This is a genomic window from Pseudomonas sp. LBUM1661, from assembly GCF_059695925.1.
In genome coordinates this window covers 2,928,294-2,943,509 of sequence record NZ_CP166794.1, presented here as the reverse complement: position 1 = coordinate 2,943,509, position 15,216 = coordinate 2,928,294, and the positions used below count along the sequence as shown (strand labels likewise).

Annotated in this window: 12 protein-coding genes; 7 read left to right on the top strand and 5 right to left on the bottom strand. The window is 61.1% G+C overall.

The genetic code is table 11. The annotated features are described in order from the left end of the window. Window positions 1-98: 98 nt before the first annotated feature. From ACA057_RS13445 to ACA057_RS13430, 4 genes are all read right to left on the bottom strand, one after another. Window positions 99-983 carry a manganese catalase family protein gene (locus tag ACA057_RS13445; RefSeq protein ID WP_497349054.1) on the bottom strand — a complete coding sequence of 295 codons (885 nt, stop codon included), beginning with the start codon at window positions 981-983 and terminating at the stop codon, window positions 99-101. 297 nt (window positions 984-1,280) lie between these two features. Then, the gene (locus tag ACA057_RS13440; RefSeq protein WP_497349052.1) at window positions 1,281-2,105 is read right to left on the bottom strand and encodes a DUF3618 domain-containing protein; all 825 of its coding nucleotides are present in this window, start codon (window positions 2,103-2,105) and stop codon (window positions 1,281-1,283) included. Beyond that, window positions 2,102-2,533 (bottom strand): phage holin family protein, encoded by a 432-nt coding sequence (locus tag ACA057_RS13435; RefSeq protein ID WP_497349050.1) that lies wholly within the window; start codon window positions 2,531-2,533, stop codon window positions 2,102-2,104. The genes ACA057_RS13440 and ACA057_RS13435 overlap by 4 nt, the downstream gene beginning before the upstream one ends. Continuing rightward, window positions 2,533-3,183, bottom strand: coding sequence for a hypothetical protein (locus ACA057_RS13430; protein ID WP_497349048.1), 651 nt, complete (start codon window positions 3,181-3,183; stop codon window positions 2,533-2,535). The genes ACA057_RS13435 and ACA057_RS13430 overlap by 1 nt, the downstream gene beginning before the upstream one ends. 752 nt (window positions 3,184-3,935) lie before the next feature. On the opposite strand from ACA057_RS13430, the gene wecB reads away from it, so the two are divergent. The 7 genes from wecB to ACA057_RS13395 are packed head-to-tail and all read left to right on the top strand — an operon-like array spanning window position 3,936 to window position 14,530. Then, window positions 3,936-5,102 carry a non-hydrolyzing UDP-N-acetylglucosamine 2-epimerase gene (gene wecB / locus ACA057_RS13425; RefSeq protein ID WP_497349888.1) on the top strand — a complete coding sequence of 389 codons (1,167 nt, stop codon included), beginning with the start codon at window positions 3,936-3,938 and terminating at the stop codon, window positions 5,100-5,102. 36 nt (window positions 5,103-5,138) lie between these two features. Then, window positions 5,139-7,352 (top strand): hypothetical protein, encoded by a 2,214-nt coding sequence (locus ACA057_RS13420; RefSeq protein WP_497349046.1) that lies wholly within the window; start codon window positions 5,139-5,141, stop codon window positions 7,350-7,352. Window positions 7,353-7,364: 12 nt separating this feature from the next. Then, window positions 7,365-9,479, top strand: coding sequence for a glycosyl transferase family protein (locus ACA057_RS13415; protein WP_497349044.1), 2,115 nt, complete (start codon window positions 7,365-7,367; stop codon window positions 9,477-9,479). Next, complete coding sequence (locus tag ACA057_RS13410) at window positions 9,476-12,019, top strand: NfrA family protein (RefSeq protein WP_497349042.1); 2,544 nt, start codon at window positions 9,476-9,478, stop codon at window positions 12,017-12,019. The genes ACA057_RS13415 and ACA057_RS13410 overlap by 4 nt, the downstream gene beginning before the upstream one ends. Before the next feature lie 8 nt (window positions 12,020-12,027). After that, entirely contained in the window at window positions 12,028-12,684 is a 657-nt protein-coding gene (locus ACA057_RS13405) for an alginate O-acetyltransferase AlgF (protein ID WP_497349040.1), read from the top strand. After that, window positions 12,681-13,670, top strand: a complete 990-nt coding sequence (locus ACA057_RS13400; protein ID WP_497349038.1) for an alginate O-acetyltransferase AlgX-related protein — start codon at window positions 12,681-12,683, stop codon at window positions 13,668-13,670. The genes ACA057_RS13405 and ACA057_RS13400 overlap by 4 nt, the downstream gene beginning before the upstream one ends. Next, a complete protein-coding gene (locus tag ACA057_RS13395; protein WP_497349036.1) occupies window positions 13,667-14,530 on the top strand; it encodes an alpha-amylase family protein in 864 nt (287 codons plus the stop codon). The genes ACA057_RS13400 and ACA057_RS13395 overlap by 4 nt, the downstream gene beginning before the upstream one ends. Window positions 14,531-14,732: 202 nt before the next feature. Here ACA057_RS13395 and ACA057_RS13390 read toward each other — a convergent pair whose 3' ends face one another. Further along, on the bottom strand, window positions 14,733-15,044 hold the full coding sequence (locus ACA057_RS13390) for a hypothetical protein (RefSeq protein WP_497349034.1): 312 nt from the start codon (window positions 15,042-15,044) through the stop codon (window positions 14,733-14,735). Between the last annotated feature and the right edge of the window lie 172 nt (window positions 15,045-15,216).

Below are 15,216 nucleotides of genomic sequence, written 5' to 3'. Positions count from 1 at the left end.
TCCGCAGAAGAAATGCTTGTTTTAGAGATCATCGGGCTCACCTCAACACGTGGGAAAAACAAAGGAGCCGCACGCCTGAGCAGCGTGCGGTGATCCCGTCAGGCATTGGCTTTTTCCTGCATACCGGCCCCCAGATCGGCGCCGGTGATGGGATCGCTGTCCGGGTCAGACATCGTCCGTACTTTCATGTCCAGCAGCAGGCCTTCTTCCTCCTCGCTCAGCTGAACACTGGCGCTGCCGTCCCCGCCATCGACGGCGGGCATCGGCTCTTCCACGTACTCCCAATCCTCACCCTCGTTCCATGGCCCGCGGGTGCTGCCTTCGCCCTGGGACAAGTTGAAGTAGACGTTGGTGAACTCAGGCATGCCGGGCAACTTGCCTTGAGGGAAGTTCGGCTGGATCGAGTGCAAGGCTTTTTCAAACGACAGTTGGTGAGCGATTTCCCGGGTCATGAGAAATCCCAGCGCCTCTTTCACGCCTGGATCGTCGGTGATGTTCATCAGCCGTTCATAAACAATCTTGGCGCGTGCCTCGGCGGCAATGTTGGACCGCATATCGGCCGTTGGCTCGCCAATGGTGTCGACATAGGCGGCTGACCACGGCACGCCAGCGGAGTTGGTCAGTGGCGCACCCGCCCCGTATAGCAGGCTGGTGATGTGCGAGTCGTTACCGGCGCCATTGATCGCGCGATACAGTTCGCCTTCTTCTTCCACACCTTCGGCCATGCGGCCCTTGGCGCCCTTGTTGAGCATCACAATGATCGAACCGACGATCTCAAGATGACTGAGCTCCTCAGTTGCAATGTCCATCAGCAGATCTTTTCTTCCCGGATCATCTTCAGCCAATGCTTGAGTGAAGTACCTGGACGCGGCTGCCAGCTCACCCTGCGCCCCGCCGAATTGCTCAAGTAAAAGGTTCGCCAACCCCGGGTTGGGTTGGGCGACACGCACGGTGTATTGAAGTCGTTTGTTATGCAAGAACATGACGAATCTCCTCAGGCCTAAAAGACGGTGTCACTCATTCGACGGTTGGCCGAATGCGCCGCCCACAGACATCTGAAGCGGATGCGTCCGGGAAAATTTTATAAAGATCGGTCGCTCGCGACGGGCGGCATTGAGCGGCGTCAATGGTGCGGATTTACCACCAGTCGTCGGTCGTCGACCAATCGATTCAAACTTTTTTTTGCCTGTGATCTCAACCACTGTCACTGCGATGAACGTAATAACGACGGATAAAAAAACGGGAGGTCAATGGCGACCTCCCGTCTTTCATTCAGCCTTTTACGACGTGCCTAAGCCATGTGATAAATCGGCTGGCGAATCAGAGGCTGATCGACGCTCACCTTCCGGCCTGACGTCCATGTCCGAATGATCCGTGGTCTTTGTCACCGTATCGCGCACCGCCTCAAAGCCCTCCCGTGCCTGTTGCTTGACCTTGTCGGCCAGGCCCGCACTGGTCTTGCCAAGGTACCGTTGCTCGGTCGCCGTCGACGGCAATGCCGCCCCCAGCATGGCGCCCAGGGCGATGCCCGCAGCGGCAACCATCAAGGGTTGTTCCTTGAGCAAATGGCTGAATTGATTAGTCATCACCTGAGTGCTGCGCACTAACCGGTCACTGGCGTCATGCACGGCGTGGCTGATGTTATCGGTGGCGGCACCCAGGTTATCCGTCAGGTTGGCAGCCTTGCCTTTGACGGCCTGGTAACCCTCCTTGAGCGAGTCAGTGGTGTGATGCAAATGCTCACGCGCACTGTCGATGCCATCCGACAGGCCCTCGGCCCATTCGCCAACCCTGTCCTGATCGGGGCCAGTTGGATAGACCGGGCGTGGGGTCGGTGGACGGTTCTGACTCATCATCAACCACAGCAACCCGACCGATGTCAGCACGGCAGGAACAGGGTTGTTGCGCACGCTGGTGCCCAGGTTACTCAGGAACATCGTGCCATTGCTCTGCATCATGCCCAGCGCCTGATCGAACATCTGACCCGGGGTGAATTTGCTTTCCAGCGCATCGACGATATTGCCAATGCTGGCCCGCTGCGCATCGATTTCACGCTCGATGGTTTCAGGACTTTTTTGCGATTCAAGTTCAAATTCACGATTCATGAGACTTTCCTCCGCAGTGCTTCCTGGTCTTTATTCAAAGCGTCCAGTGTGCGATCCGGCTTGAAGTTGGACGGCTCGAATTGTTTTTTCCCTGATTGCAACATGGCGAACCCGATGATCATCACCACGACCCCCACAATCAGCGCCGCCAACCAGGGCGCCATCACCAGGCTCAGTCCGTAGACGGCCGACATCAACAAGATGATGAAGCCTGCCAGCAGCACAATCGCACCGCCCGCGACCGCGGCAAGGCCGGCCTTGAGCGTCGTCAGGCTGGCTTGAAGCTCGGCTTTGGCCAAGGCCAGTTCCTTGGTGAACAGCGCGGGCACTTCACGCGATAGCTGGCGTAACAAGCCGACAACTGACGCGTCATGTTCAGTGGCGGACACCGGTCTTGTGCCGGGGAAATCTGAATCTTCTCTGTTCATCACAGTTCTCCTTTGAAGGCTGTCGAGCCGGGTGTGGAGGTCGTTGCGAAGTCCGAAGGATGGTCGTGTTCATTGGCCGATGCCGGCGTGATGCCCGTGGCCAGACCGGCACCTGGATCGGTGCGCGGTACAACGGACGTTTCATAAGGACGTTGGGCGCCAAAACCGCCTGACGGCGGCATTGAGTTGCCTGCTGCCGGGTCGCCGGCATCAGGGAATGTCGCCGCCGGGGCGCTGCCGGCTTTCAGGAATCGCGACAGGCCAAAACCCAGCGCCACACTGCCGGCAATGAAAAGTGCGGGGTTGTTTCGCGCCAGGTTCGCCGCGTCGTGAAGCAGCTGCTCGGCACTCTTTCCACGCAGGTTGCCCGCGAGGCCGCTCATGGACTCCGCCATGTCTGACAGGTAGTCGGACATACCGAGCGTGTCTTTGCTTTCAATCTCGGAAACGAAGGATTTCGCCCCCTGTGCCAGCGCCTCGATCTGGTCTGCTGCCGTGTCGCGGTACTGCCCAAACTGGGCGTCGGCCTGCTGTCTCGCGCTGCCAAGCGTCTCTGTTACGTTCTCCTTCAACTGTTGAAAATCCTGCTCCGGTCTTCCGGAGCCGTTCTGGTCAGTCTGACCGTCCGTTCTGGTGTCTGAAGTATTCATGACTGCCCTCGCCCTCTGGATAAAAAAGCGTTATCGGGTTCGCCACGAAATGCCCGTAGCCCCCCTCATTCCAGATGACGGAGAAGGATTATGGGAGTTCCAATGAAATGATGAGCGATGCGCTGGCAAGACCAGGTCGGCAACAGTGAACGGGCAACCGAATGTTAGCTTTTCGATTTAACTCGCCATCAAAATAACTTCTTACTTGATAATGACAATATAAAGGCGCCATTTAAGTGACTGGCACAACGGTGACAATTCCGGCAAACTGGCGCCATTAAAGCAATACAGCGAGACCTCACTAAACAGTGAATAATTCCGACATCCCGACAAACGGACAGAAAAACAAAAATAACAACAAAATCACGATCATAGCCACTTTAATAACGTTTCTAACAACCCTTCAGAAAAAGTCGAAAAACTAGAAAAGACCCACGCCAAATACAAAAGTTTCAAACTTAATCAGCTAAATAAAAAACGCACATGGCGCTTTGAAATAGGCGCATTCGATGCTAATAATCCCGGCCGGATGCGGGTTCCAGATGATGCACCACCCAACACAAGTGACTGTCCGCTCTCTCTGATTACCCGGTTTCTACTAACTCCAACTAACGCTAGCGAGTTCAAGTTTCAATAAAACTTGAGCCCGCTGTTGTGCTGCGCACTGAATGCGCAAGGAAGACATCATCGTTCACCCTCATTCAAGGATGAAGATCCTTTCGATCTTCGGTACCCGCCCGGAAGCCATCAAGATGGCACCGTTGGTCAAGGCCCTCGCGGCGGAACCCGGCATTCATTCGCTGATCTGCGTCACCGGACAACACCAAAGCATGCTTAAACAGGTGCTGGATCTGTTCGACCTCAAGGCCGATTTCACCCTCGACGTCATGACGCCCCACCAGACGCTCAACTCGCTGACGGCGGCGCTTTACGCGGCGATTGATCCGGTGCTGGAACAGACCCGGCCGGACCGGGTGCTGGTGCATGGCGACACGACCTCGGCGATGGTCGCCGCGATGGCGGCGTTTCACCGACGGATCCCGGTCGGTCATGTCGAAGCCGGGTTGCGAACCGGTGATATCTACAGCCCGTGGCCGGAAGAAATGAACCGGCGCTGCATTGATCTGGGCGCGGACATGCTCTTTGCGCCGACTCACGAATCGCGCAACAACCTGCTCGACGAACGCCTTCAAGGTCGGTCCTTCGTGACCGGCAATACGGTGATCGACGCGTTGCAGATAACGGCGCGGCGCATTGAGCAGGACGCCGGGTTGCGTGCAAGCCTGGACCAGCAATTCCTCTTCCTGCAACCCGGCCGCAAGGTGCTGCTGGTGACCGGGCACCGTCGGGAAAACTTCGGCGAAGGCTTCCTTGATATCTGCAAGGCGCTGAGCCATTTGGCCCGACGGGCTGATATCCAGATCGTCTACCCGGTGCACTTGAACCCGAATGTCATGGGCCCGGTCACCGAGCACCTGGGCGACCTGCCCAACGTGCACCTGATCAAGCCACTGGACTACCTGGCGTTCGTGCGCCTGATGCAACGTGCGCATGTGATCCTCACCGACTCCGGTGGCGTGCAGGAAGAAGCACCGTCCCTGGGCAAACCCGTGCTCGTCATGCGTGACGTGACCGAGCGCCCCGAAGCGGTTGCTGCGGGCACCGTGCGTTTGGTCGGCACGTCGCCGGACTCGATCATCGCAGGCGTCAACGCGCTGTTCGATGATGAACTGCTGTGGCGTCGTAGCTCCCAGGCCGCCAACCCGTACGGCGACGGCAAGGCCAGTGCACGCATCGTCGACGCCCTGATGGGGCGTGCGGTCGATGATTTTGTCGTGACACAGGTGCCCTTACCCAGGTTCCTGCACCAACCGTCAGGGGCGCGTGTGCCCGAAAAAAACCACCCGGCTTTCACCTGAACCGCTCCTCCCCTTATCAGCTCGAGATCTGCCTGAATGAAGTCTTCCGTTGCCATCCATATGGGTGCGCTCAGCGCCCTTGCCTGTGGCGTGAGCCTGCTCGCGCTCATGCCGACCTTTGCCCTGGCCGCGGACAGCCCGCTCACCCAGGCGATTAACCGGCTCAACGCCGACACGCGCCAGGAGCGTGAAATCCGCTTGAGCGATCTGGGGATCGACGCCCCGATCATCCTCGGTTCCACCGATGCCCGGCGCGAACTGTACCTGCCCGTGCCGGCCGGTGTGCCGCTGACGGATGCCACCCTTAATTTCGACGCCAGCTACCTGAATGGCGAAGGTGGCCGCAACACGCTGCTGTTGTCGCTGGACGGTTACCCGGTGCGTGCTGAAGGGCTCAGCGAAGCCCAGGGCGACGCCAGCGTCACGCTCGGCGTGGATAAGAAAGCGCGAGAAAACGGCTCGTTGCGCCTCGGCGTTGCCTGGTCGTCCATCGTGTCCCGTGTACTGTGCGAAGACGAACGCGCCATCGGCAATGTGTTGCGCATCGAACCAGACACCCGCCTCACTTACAGCTACGACGCCAACCAGTTGCAGGACGTCGGTGCCGCCTGGACGGTATTACCCGGCAAGCCGGGCATCATGGTCGCGCCGGGCACCTTGTCCGCCGAAAGCTACGACGCCGCCTGGCGCCTGGGTGTGGCGCTGGAGCGGATTGGCAAACACAGCCGCATCCTGCCCTTCCCCGCCGTACAGGACAGCGTTGACCTGAGCAGTCTGCGCATTCCGGCTGAACTGCAAACGATTCCAGCCTTCGCCAGCCTCAACGTCAAAGGCCCGCACGTGCTGGCGAACCCGGCCGAGATCGGCGCGCTGTTGATGTTGGGACAGACGCCGAACGTTCAGGCGGACCTGGCCATCAACGATCCGCAACTGCTCAATGCCGTCAATCAATCCCTGGACGCGTTGCAGAACCAGATTCAAGGCCTGGACGCCACGGCAGCCAACGCTTTCACGCAATGGCGTGAGCGGCATATCAACGCAGGCCTGGCCGCCACCGGCACTGACAATGTGCGCCTGGCATTGCTGGGCACACGCCCGGTGCTGATGATCGCGCCACAGGCGACCGGCAAGGCGCTGGCCTTGTTCAGTTCGGCCTGGAACGCCCTGGCACGCAGCCGCCAATTGACGGTCAGCGAAGCACAGATGCCCTTGAGCGCCGACGGCCGTGTGGCCTTGTCGCGTTTGGGCGGCAACCCCGGCACCCTCGACGTGCTGGCCAAGTCCGACTGGAGCACCTCGTTCCCGCTGGGCAGCGTCGCCTATGACGGACGCTTGCCGGTGAAGGCCGTGATCGATGTGTCTGCCGCCCCCGGCGCTTCGGATACCGCGCCGGTGGCCTCGCTGTTTCTCAACGATTACCTGATCGGCGCGCAACAGTTGGTGGCCGACGGTGAGAAGCAACGCATCGAAGCGCGAATCCCGCGTTACGCGCTGGGTTCGAAAAACGTGCTGCGTGTCTCTTTCCAGCGTCAGCCCGTCAGCGATCGTTGCCTGGAAACACCACAGGCCTTCCCGGTCTCGGTGCTCCCGACCAGCCACATCGTGCTGGAAAAAACCGCGCTGGATGATGACTTCTCCGGCATGGCCGCGCGCTTTGCCATGAACACGCAAATCCTCGTGCCACAGGCCTACCTCGAGCATCCGGCGAGCAGCTTGCCGCAAGTGATTTCGGTCGCCGACGGCGCCGGCGTTTCACCGTTGCGTGCGCACTTGAGCGTCAGCGCCGACCCCAAGGTTTCGGTCACGCCGGACAAAGCCTTCCTGGCGTTCGAGCTGCCGATCAAGAACAGCAAGGAATCGGTACAGGTCGATGAACAGGGTCGCCTGCGCATCAATCACAAGGATCAAGTGCTGCTGGACGTGCATCCCCTCAACCATCTGGCCTCGCTGCAAGTGGTGGATGCCGGTGGCCAGCACGGCCTGGTCTATCGCGCCCTGGGCAACGATGCGCCGCGCTTCGCCAAGCAGATTCTGCTGACCCGCGGCGACGTGGCCATCCTCGGTGACAACGGCACGCTGTCCACCTTCGATGCCAAGGATCCGAGTGGCAGCCAACTGATCGACAACGAAGAACCCAAGGGCCTGGACGCCTGGCGCACGCCGTCGCTGTTGTGGCTGATTCCGGGTGGCATCCTGTTGGTTCTCATCCTGTTGCTGGCTGGCCGTAACGCCCGTCGCAATCGCCAGTAACGGAACCCTTCGATGACGTCGCTTTATTGGCCCTATTGGCTGGCTCACTACTACAGCTTCCTGGAGATCTCGACCATTGTGGTTGCGGTGCTGATCCTGATCTCCAGCCTGGACGACCTGTTTATTGACCTGTGGTACTGGTCTCGCCGGCTGTTTCGCAAGTTCACCGCGGATCGCCGATATCGGCCGCTGACCGCCGAGCAATTGATGGCCCGGGATGAACAGCCACTGGCAATCATGGTCCCGGCCTGGCTGGAATATGACGTCATCGCGCCGATGATTGAAAACATGGTGTCGACCCTGGATTACCAGAACTATGTGGTCTTTGTCGGCACCTACATCAACGACCAGCGCACCATCGATGAAGTGGAACGCATGCGTCGGCGTTACAAGCAGCTGCATCGCGTGGAAGTCCCGCATGCCGGGCCGACCTGCAAGGCTGACTGCCTGAACTGGGTGATCCAGGCCATCTTCCTGCACGAGAAGACCCACGGCATGACCTTCGCCGGTGTCGTCTTGCACGACAGCGAGGACGTGCTGCACCCGCTGGAACTGCGCCTGTTCAACTACTTGCTGCCGCGCAAGGACATGATCCAGTTGCCTGTGGTTTCGCTGGAGCGCAACTGGTACGAATGGGTGGCCGGCACGTACATGGACGAATTCGCCGAATGGCACGGCAAGGATCTGGTGGTGCGTGAAAGCATGACCGACACGGTGCCGTCGGCCGGGGTCGGCACCTGTTTCTCCCATCGTGCCCTGCGAGTGCTGGCTGGGGAAACCCAGAACCAGCCGTTCAACACTGACAGCCTCACCGAGGACTACGACGTCGGCGCACGCCTGGCCAAGGTCGGCATGAACGCGATCTTCGTGCGTTTCCCGGTGCAGTTTCGCGTGTTGCGCAAATCATGGTTTCGCAAGCCTTACGAATCGACCTTGCAGATGCCGTTGTGCGTGCGCGAATTTTTTCCCGACACCTTCCGCACTGCGTTTCGCCAGAAAGCCCGCTGGACACTCGGCATCGGCCTGCAAGGCTGGGAGCAAATGGGTTGGAGCGGTTCGCTGGCCAACCGATACCTGCTGTTCCGTGACCGCAAAGGTATCGTGACGGCGTTCATCAGCATCCTTGCCTACGTGATTCTGCTGCAGTTGGTGGGCTTGATTATCCTGCGCCAGAGTGGCCTGTGGGACGTGAGTTTCCCGGCGCCGTTTGAAACCGGCGGCGTGATCAAATACTTGCTGTTGGCCAACGGTATCGCGCTGGCCTGGCGTATCGCGCACCGCTGCTATTTCACCACCGTGCTGTACGGCTGGCAGCATGGGTTGCTGTCCATTCCGCGGATGGTCGTGGGCAACTTCGTCAACTTCATGGCCGCCTCACGGGCCTGGCGCATGTTCCTCGTCGGCAAGGTGCTGAACCGCAAGTTGGTGTGGGACAAGACCATGCACGACTTCCCGTCCACCGACCTCGTCGCTGCCGCACCGCGCAAGCTCGGCAGCGTGTTGCTGTCCTGGCAGGCGATCAACGACGCCGACCTGCAAAGCGCTCTCGCCGAACAGAAAACCCGGCACATGCCGTTGGGGCGGATATTGCTCAGTAACGGCTGGCTGGACGACGAGACGCTGGCGGAAGCCATCGCCTTCCAGAACGACTTGCCGCGTGTGTTCGATGTGGCGGCCATGGCTGAGGATGCCACCCAGACCCTGGACGATGAATTCGCCCTGCGCTGGCGTGTGGTGCCGCTGGGCTTGAATGCCGAGGGCCGGGCGCAAGTCGCCGTGGCCAGCCCGCTGACGGCTGAAGGTCTGCAACAGATCAGCGATGAACTGGGCAGCGAACCGGTGCAGCTGATTGCCCGTGAAAGTGAAATCGTCGCGCAGTTGCGTCAACTGAACGTGCGTGAAGGCCAATCGGTGCCGGATGCGCGAGCGCCGCTGCTGGGCGACCTGTTGATCGAAATGGGCCTGCTGGATCGCGAGGTGTTCAGTCGCGCCATGTTGCAGTACCGCCCGCAGCATCACGGACGCATCGGCGACTATCTGGTCGACAGCGGCGTGCTGCCCCGCGCCACCATCGAAAAGGCCGTGGCACGTCAGCACAGCCACTACCCTGCGGAGCTTCCGGCATGAACCGTCCCTTCCTGACCCTCATGGCCACGGGACTGAGCCTGTTACCCGCCGTTGCGCATGCCCAGACGCTGCCATTGCCGTTGACTGGCCCGGCGTATGTCACGGCCAACGAGGCTTACAGCGCTTACGAACGCAAAGACTACGACCTGGCCATCGCCAAGGCCCGCGAAGCGTTGCGGCAGCGGGCCGATATCACCCGTTTGAACACGTTGATTACCCTGGCGCAGCGCGACAAGGACCTGCGTGACCATCCCAAGCGCTACCCGCAGTCACGCCAGGCTCCAGGCTTCGGCGCCGCGGCCCAGGCATTCAAGGCCTATGATCGCGATGACTTCGGCGCGGCCGCCCAGGCGGCACGCAAGGCGATCGCCCAGGCGCCGAAGCGCATGGATTATCGGCTGCTGCTGATCGAGTCCTTGCAGCGTCAACAACAGCTGCAAGCCGCAGATCAGGCCACCACCCAGGCACTGGACATGTTCCCGGACGACGATACCTTGCTGATGCGTCGCGAAGCGATTCGTCGGCAACTGGCGGCGCCGTTGGCGGTTGAGGGTTATCACGCCCTGGAGCAAGGCAATGTCACCCGGGCCGTTGACCAGTCCCGGAAAGCCGTCGCCTGGGCGCCCGAGATCAGCGCCAATCAGCAACTGCTGATCAGTGCGCTGCTGGCAGGCAAGGATTACCCCGCAGCCGAACAGGCCGCGTCTGCCGCACTGGCACAGGACGATGGGGAAATCGCGCCGTGGATTTTGCGCAGCTATGCCCTCGATCGCCAGGGCAAAATCCGGTTGGCCCAGGCTGATTTGAATCACGCACTGGCCATCGATGGCCTGCTGGAAGCGGAAACCCGCGACATTCGGTTTTTCGCCGCCGACGCCGCACTGGCCCATGGCGAGCCGCAGCAGGCGCTCGATCATTTGCAGCCGCTGGCCGACGATGACAGCGGCGAAGTGGCCCGCCGACGGACTGCCGCGCGAATGGCATTGCGGCAAAAAAACAACGGCTTCAACACCGTCGCCCTGTTACCGGCCCCCGCCTTGAACTGTCAGGAAAGCGCCTTCGGCCTGGTCTGCGATATCTGGCCGGGCAACCTGCGCGATGCCGGAACCGACACGGCCACCCAGGCCTACGCGGCCTTGGCCCGCAAGGACGCCGAGACCGCCGTTGCCCTGGCGCAGGTAGCCATTGACCGCGCACCGCAGAATCCGGCGTACCGGCGTCTGTTGGTCAGCGCCCTGAGTGAGCAGAAACGTCTGCCCGAAGCCATCGCGGCCGCCAGCGACGGCCTCGAGATCAATGGCGATGACGCGCGGCTGTTGGCCCAGCGCGGTCGTCTGCGCCAGCGATCGGGTGACGACGCCGGGGCTCGCAAGGACTTCACCCAGGCCTTGGCACTGGGCAGCCTGCCCGCTTACGAGGAAGCCAGCCTGTATGCAGCCATCGGTCAGCGCCGAACGGCGCGCGAGCGCTTGCAGCAAGCGCGGGACACGGGCGAACTGGAATCGATGAGCGACCTGCAAATGGCCTATCTGTCGGTCCAGGCCGGCGATGATGACGGCGCCCATACGTCGTTCCAAAAAGCCGATGCCGAGACCCGACTCACGCCGACGGCGACGCAGGACGCGGCGTATAACGCGATGCGGGTCAATGACGACGAGCAAGCGGTCAGCTACTTCAAGCGCGTCATCGACGCCCAGAACGCCGGCGAGCTGGACATGCCCGCGCAGCAGCTGTTCGACACCCGCCGCGCGGTGGCGGATGTTTCGCGCACCTGGGGTTTGACCAGCACCACCAGCTATCGTGGCAACAATTCCAGCAGCGGCCTGAGTTCAGCCCCCAGCGGTGGCAGCACCAGCAATGACAGTGTGCAAAACAGCACCGAACTGTCCTGGCGTCCCTTGGGTTATCGCAACGCCCGTTTTGTCGAACTCTACGGACGCGTGACTGACACGCTGTGGAGCAAGAACGGCGATTCGGATACCGGTTTCGATGCGCTGCAAGGTGCCGTCGGCGTACGGGTCAAGCCGTTCACCTCGTTGAACGTGATGGCAGCGGTCGAGCGTACGTTCCCGTTGGGATCGTCGGACATTGACGGTGACTGGCTGGTGCGCCTGGGCTATGGCGCCAGCGTCGGCACCGATTTGCGGGTCGATGCTTCCAGCTGGTGGACCTCGCAGCTGTTTGCCGAAGCCGGGCACTACATCAACGACTCGCGGGACTATTTCAACAGCGAATGGCAGGTGGGTCGCAGCTACGCCATCGGCGGCGCCGGCTCGCGCTGGGTGAGTTTCCCGCATGTGGTGGCCGCGTTCGACTACGACTCCAAAATGAACAGCGGGACCGACGCCGATGGCAACACCGACTCTTCATCCGGCAGGGCCGGTGGCGTGGGTGTCGGTAACAACGTCCGCTACTGGTTCCGCGAGGATGCCTACAACGCGCCCCGCTCCTACGTGGATTTTTCCCTGCAGTACCGCGTGAAGGTGCTGGGCGATGATCGCGCTCAAGGCGTGTTCGGCCGCCTGACCTACTCCTATTGAGGATTTGCATGAACGTTCGAGTTTTCTGGTGCCTGGGTCTTGCCCTGGTCCCGACATGGGCGGCGCACGCCGCCCCTGAAATCGCCCAACTGTACGCGCCGAAATTGCCCGAAGGCTCGGCCTGGGTGCGGGTGGTCAATCCCGGCGACACCGCCACGCAGGTTCGCATCGACCAAGGCACGAGCTTTGCCCTGTCCGCCCAAGGGACGGTGGCCAGTCCCTTTCAGGCGGTGGATTCGCGACAGCCGCTGCGCGTGACCGTCAATGGCCGCGAGATAACAGGCCTCGCTGCACCAAAAAGCATGTGGGTCACGCTGATTCTCGACAGCGATCCGGCACGCGCACCCCGCCTGGTCATCGACCCGCCACAACGCGGCAAAGACCTGCGCGCCGAGCTCAACGTGTACAACCTGGGCAGCGGTTGCGAACCGGCCGATATTAAATTGGCCAATGGCGCCGTGGTCTTCAGCCAGGTGCCGTTCAACGGACAAGCCCAACGCACGATCAACCCGGTGCAGGCGACGCTGGTTGCCAGCTGCAATGAGACCTCCAGCCTGCCGTTGAAGCTGGCACCCTTCAAGGCCGGCGATCGTTACAGCCTGTTCCTGATCGGCTCGCGCAAGGCGCCGCGCCTGATTGGCCTGGTGGACGAGACCGCACCATGAACCGTCACTGCAAACCCGAACGCTTTTTCCGTCGATGGTCGGTGCCCGCGATGATCGCCGGCCTGCTGGCGAGCCTGTCCGGCACCGGCGTCCAGGCAGCCTCGGCGGTGATCACCGGCGACGGCGGCTGGTTATTCCCGGCCTGGGAAAGCTTGAGCAAGGTCGATAATCCCGGCACTGCCCGCAACATTGCCCTGATCAAAAAAATCCAGCAGGCACTTGAACACCAACACATCGGGTTGATCGTGCTGGTGGTGCCGATGAAAGCGCCGTTTTATGCCCAGCGCCTGCCCGCCGATCAACCCTTGAGCCCGGCGGTGATGCAGCGCTATGACCACCTGCAAACCGATCTGACCCAGGCGGGCCTCGGCACACTGAACATCAAGCCGATCCTGCAACGGACCGAGCAAGGCAACCAGACCGCGTTTTACCGCGCCGACTATCACTGGACGGCGTGGAGCGCCGAAAACACTGCCGACGCCACGGCGCAGCTCATCAACACCCGCTACCGCCTGCAAGGTGATCCGGGCGGTGGCGCGGCGCTGGGCCAGTGGTTCGACCGACGCGCGTTCGGCGATCTGGCGAGCAATTTCCTCCCGGCGATCAAGCGCAAGGCGATTGGTCGCGACATCTACACCGTTCGCCATCAGGCCGAGAAAGACTTGCTGATCGATGATGCACCGGCGCCGGTCCAGGTGATCGGCAACAGCTTTGTCCAGCCTTATCTTGGCTTTACGCAGAAGCTGTCGAATGCCCTGGACCGTCCCGTCGCACTGACCTGGAATCCGGGCGACGTCGGCCCGTGGGCGACGCTGCTGCAATACCTGGAGTCTGCCGATTTTGCCCAGCACAAGCCGCAAGTGATCGTCTGGCAATTCAATGAAGGCCAATTCCACCTCGGCCCTGACGCGGCGGCCAATTGGAACGCAAAAGGCGTCACCTCGCTGAGCCAGTGGCATCAACGCATCAAAAAGGCACTGCCGTGAACGTCTTCAATTACACCGTCAGTCGCGGGGCGGTTGTTGCGCTCCTGTTGGCCGCCACGCTCGCCGCATCGACCGGCACGCTCTACGTGACGCGCACCCAGGCTGTCGAACCGGACATCGTCGGCATCGTCTGGCAGCCGGACAACCAAACCGTCGGCATCAACGGGCACTGGGAAAAACTCGGCGCCCGTGAGTTGCTGGTGCAGTGGACGGTCGTCGACGATCAGGCGTTCATTCCCGGTACCGGCCTGCCCGGCGTGCCGGTGCTGCCCGATTGGGCGCGCATCGCCAAGGCGCCCTGGGCGCAGGATGTCATCCTTGGGCTGGCGGGTTATTTCAGCGAAAACCGCTCACGGGACAACATCGAGCAACTGGCTGCGGTCTCGGAACGCATCGCCAAACTGCCTACGCCGTTACACGTCACCGGCTGGTATTTCCCCGCCGAAGTCGACCCGAGTTGGACCCGTGCCAAAGAGCTGCCTGCCCTGCTGGCCAAGTTACCGCGACCGTTGTGGATCAGCGTTTATGACGGCGCCAATATAGGCCCGGTCGCCACGGCCGAATGGCTCAAACAGTGGCTGCCGGATGACATCGGTGTGTTCTTCCAGGACGGCGTTGGTGTTTACGCCCGCACCGCGCCGGTCGCCAGAACCTACGCCGACGCCTTGCGCCAGCGTCTGGGGAAAAACCGTGTGCGGATCATCGTCGAAGCCTTTCGCCCCAACTTTGGCGGCGGATTTCGTTCCGCGACGGCGCCCGAGCTGAAGACACAATTGGCGGCCTATGGCGGCTATCCGCTCTACCTGTTCGACGGACCGCACTACGTGACGCCTGAGTTGGTGGAGCAACTGGTGCGCTAACGCTGCAACACCGAGAATGTGACGGCAACCAACAGCGCAATCCATATCGAGCGGCGTTGAGACATCGGAGATTCCGGCTCATCTACGTCGTTGCCCGACACTGTACGTCAGGCCGATCAGAAAACGCCTACCCTGAGTAGCAGCTGTCGGGCGCTGGTTGAATACCGTGTCCACCGCCCGCTGCGGCGCCCTGCTGATTTGGCTAGCGAACGAGGCTCACGGCGGTCACACGGATCAGAATGTCTTCCTGTTGAAAACGCGCTTCAAGATCGCGCTTGTAGCGTTGCCACCACAGCCGGTTAACGGCTTCAACCATGACCTCATAAACGATGACGTCGTCCTCTGATCTTTCGTTGCCTTCCAGCAGCTCAATCCCTTTCGCCGGGTTGCGGGTGAACGCCGTCACGCCTCCGAACTGTTCGGCCAACTGTTCCCGCGCATGGCGAAAAAGCTCGACGGGCTGAGGTGTGCCATCGTTCGTGTTGAGCGGCAAAAAAATCTCGATCAGGTGCATGATGGTTGCCTCCGCGCTTGGCCGTCGTACCGCACGTTACCCTCGTTCACGAGGTTCCGTGGTATGAGCTTACTGAAACCTGTCCGCTACTGGAATAACCGCGTCGGAGTCGGTTGCAGACGCCCATGACAGGCAGCCATCGCTCGGGATTTGTAGCGGCGTTGACCGCCAG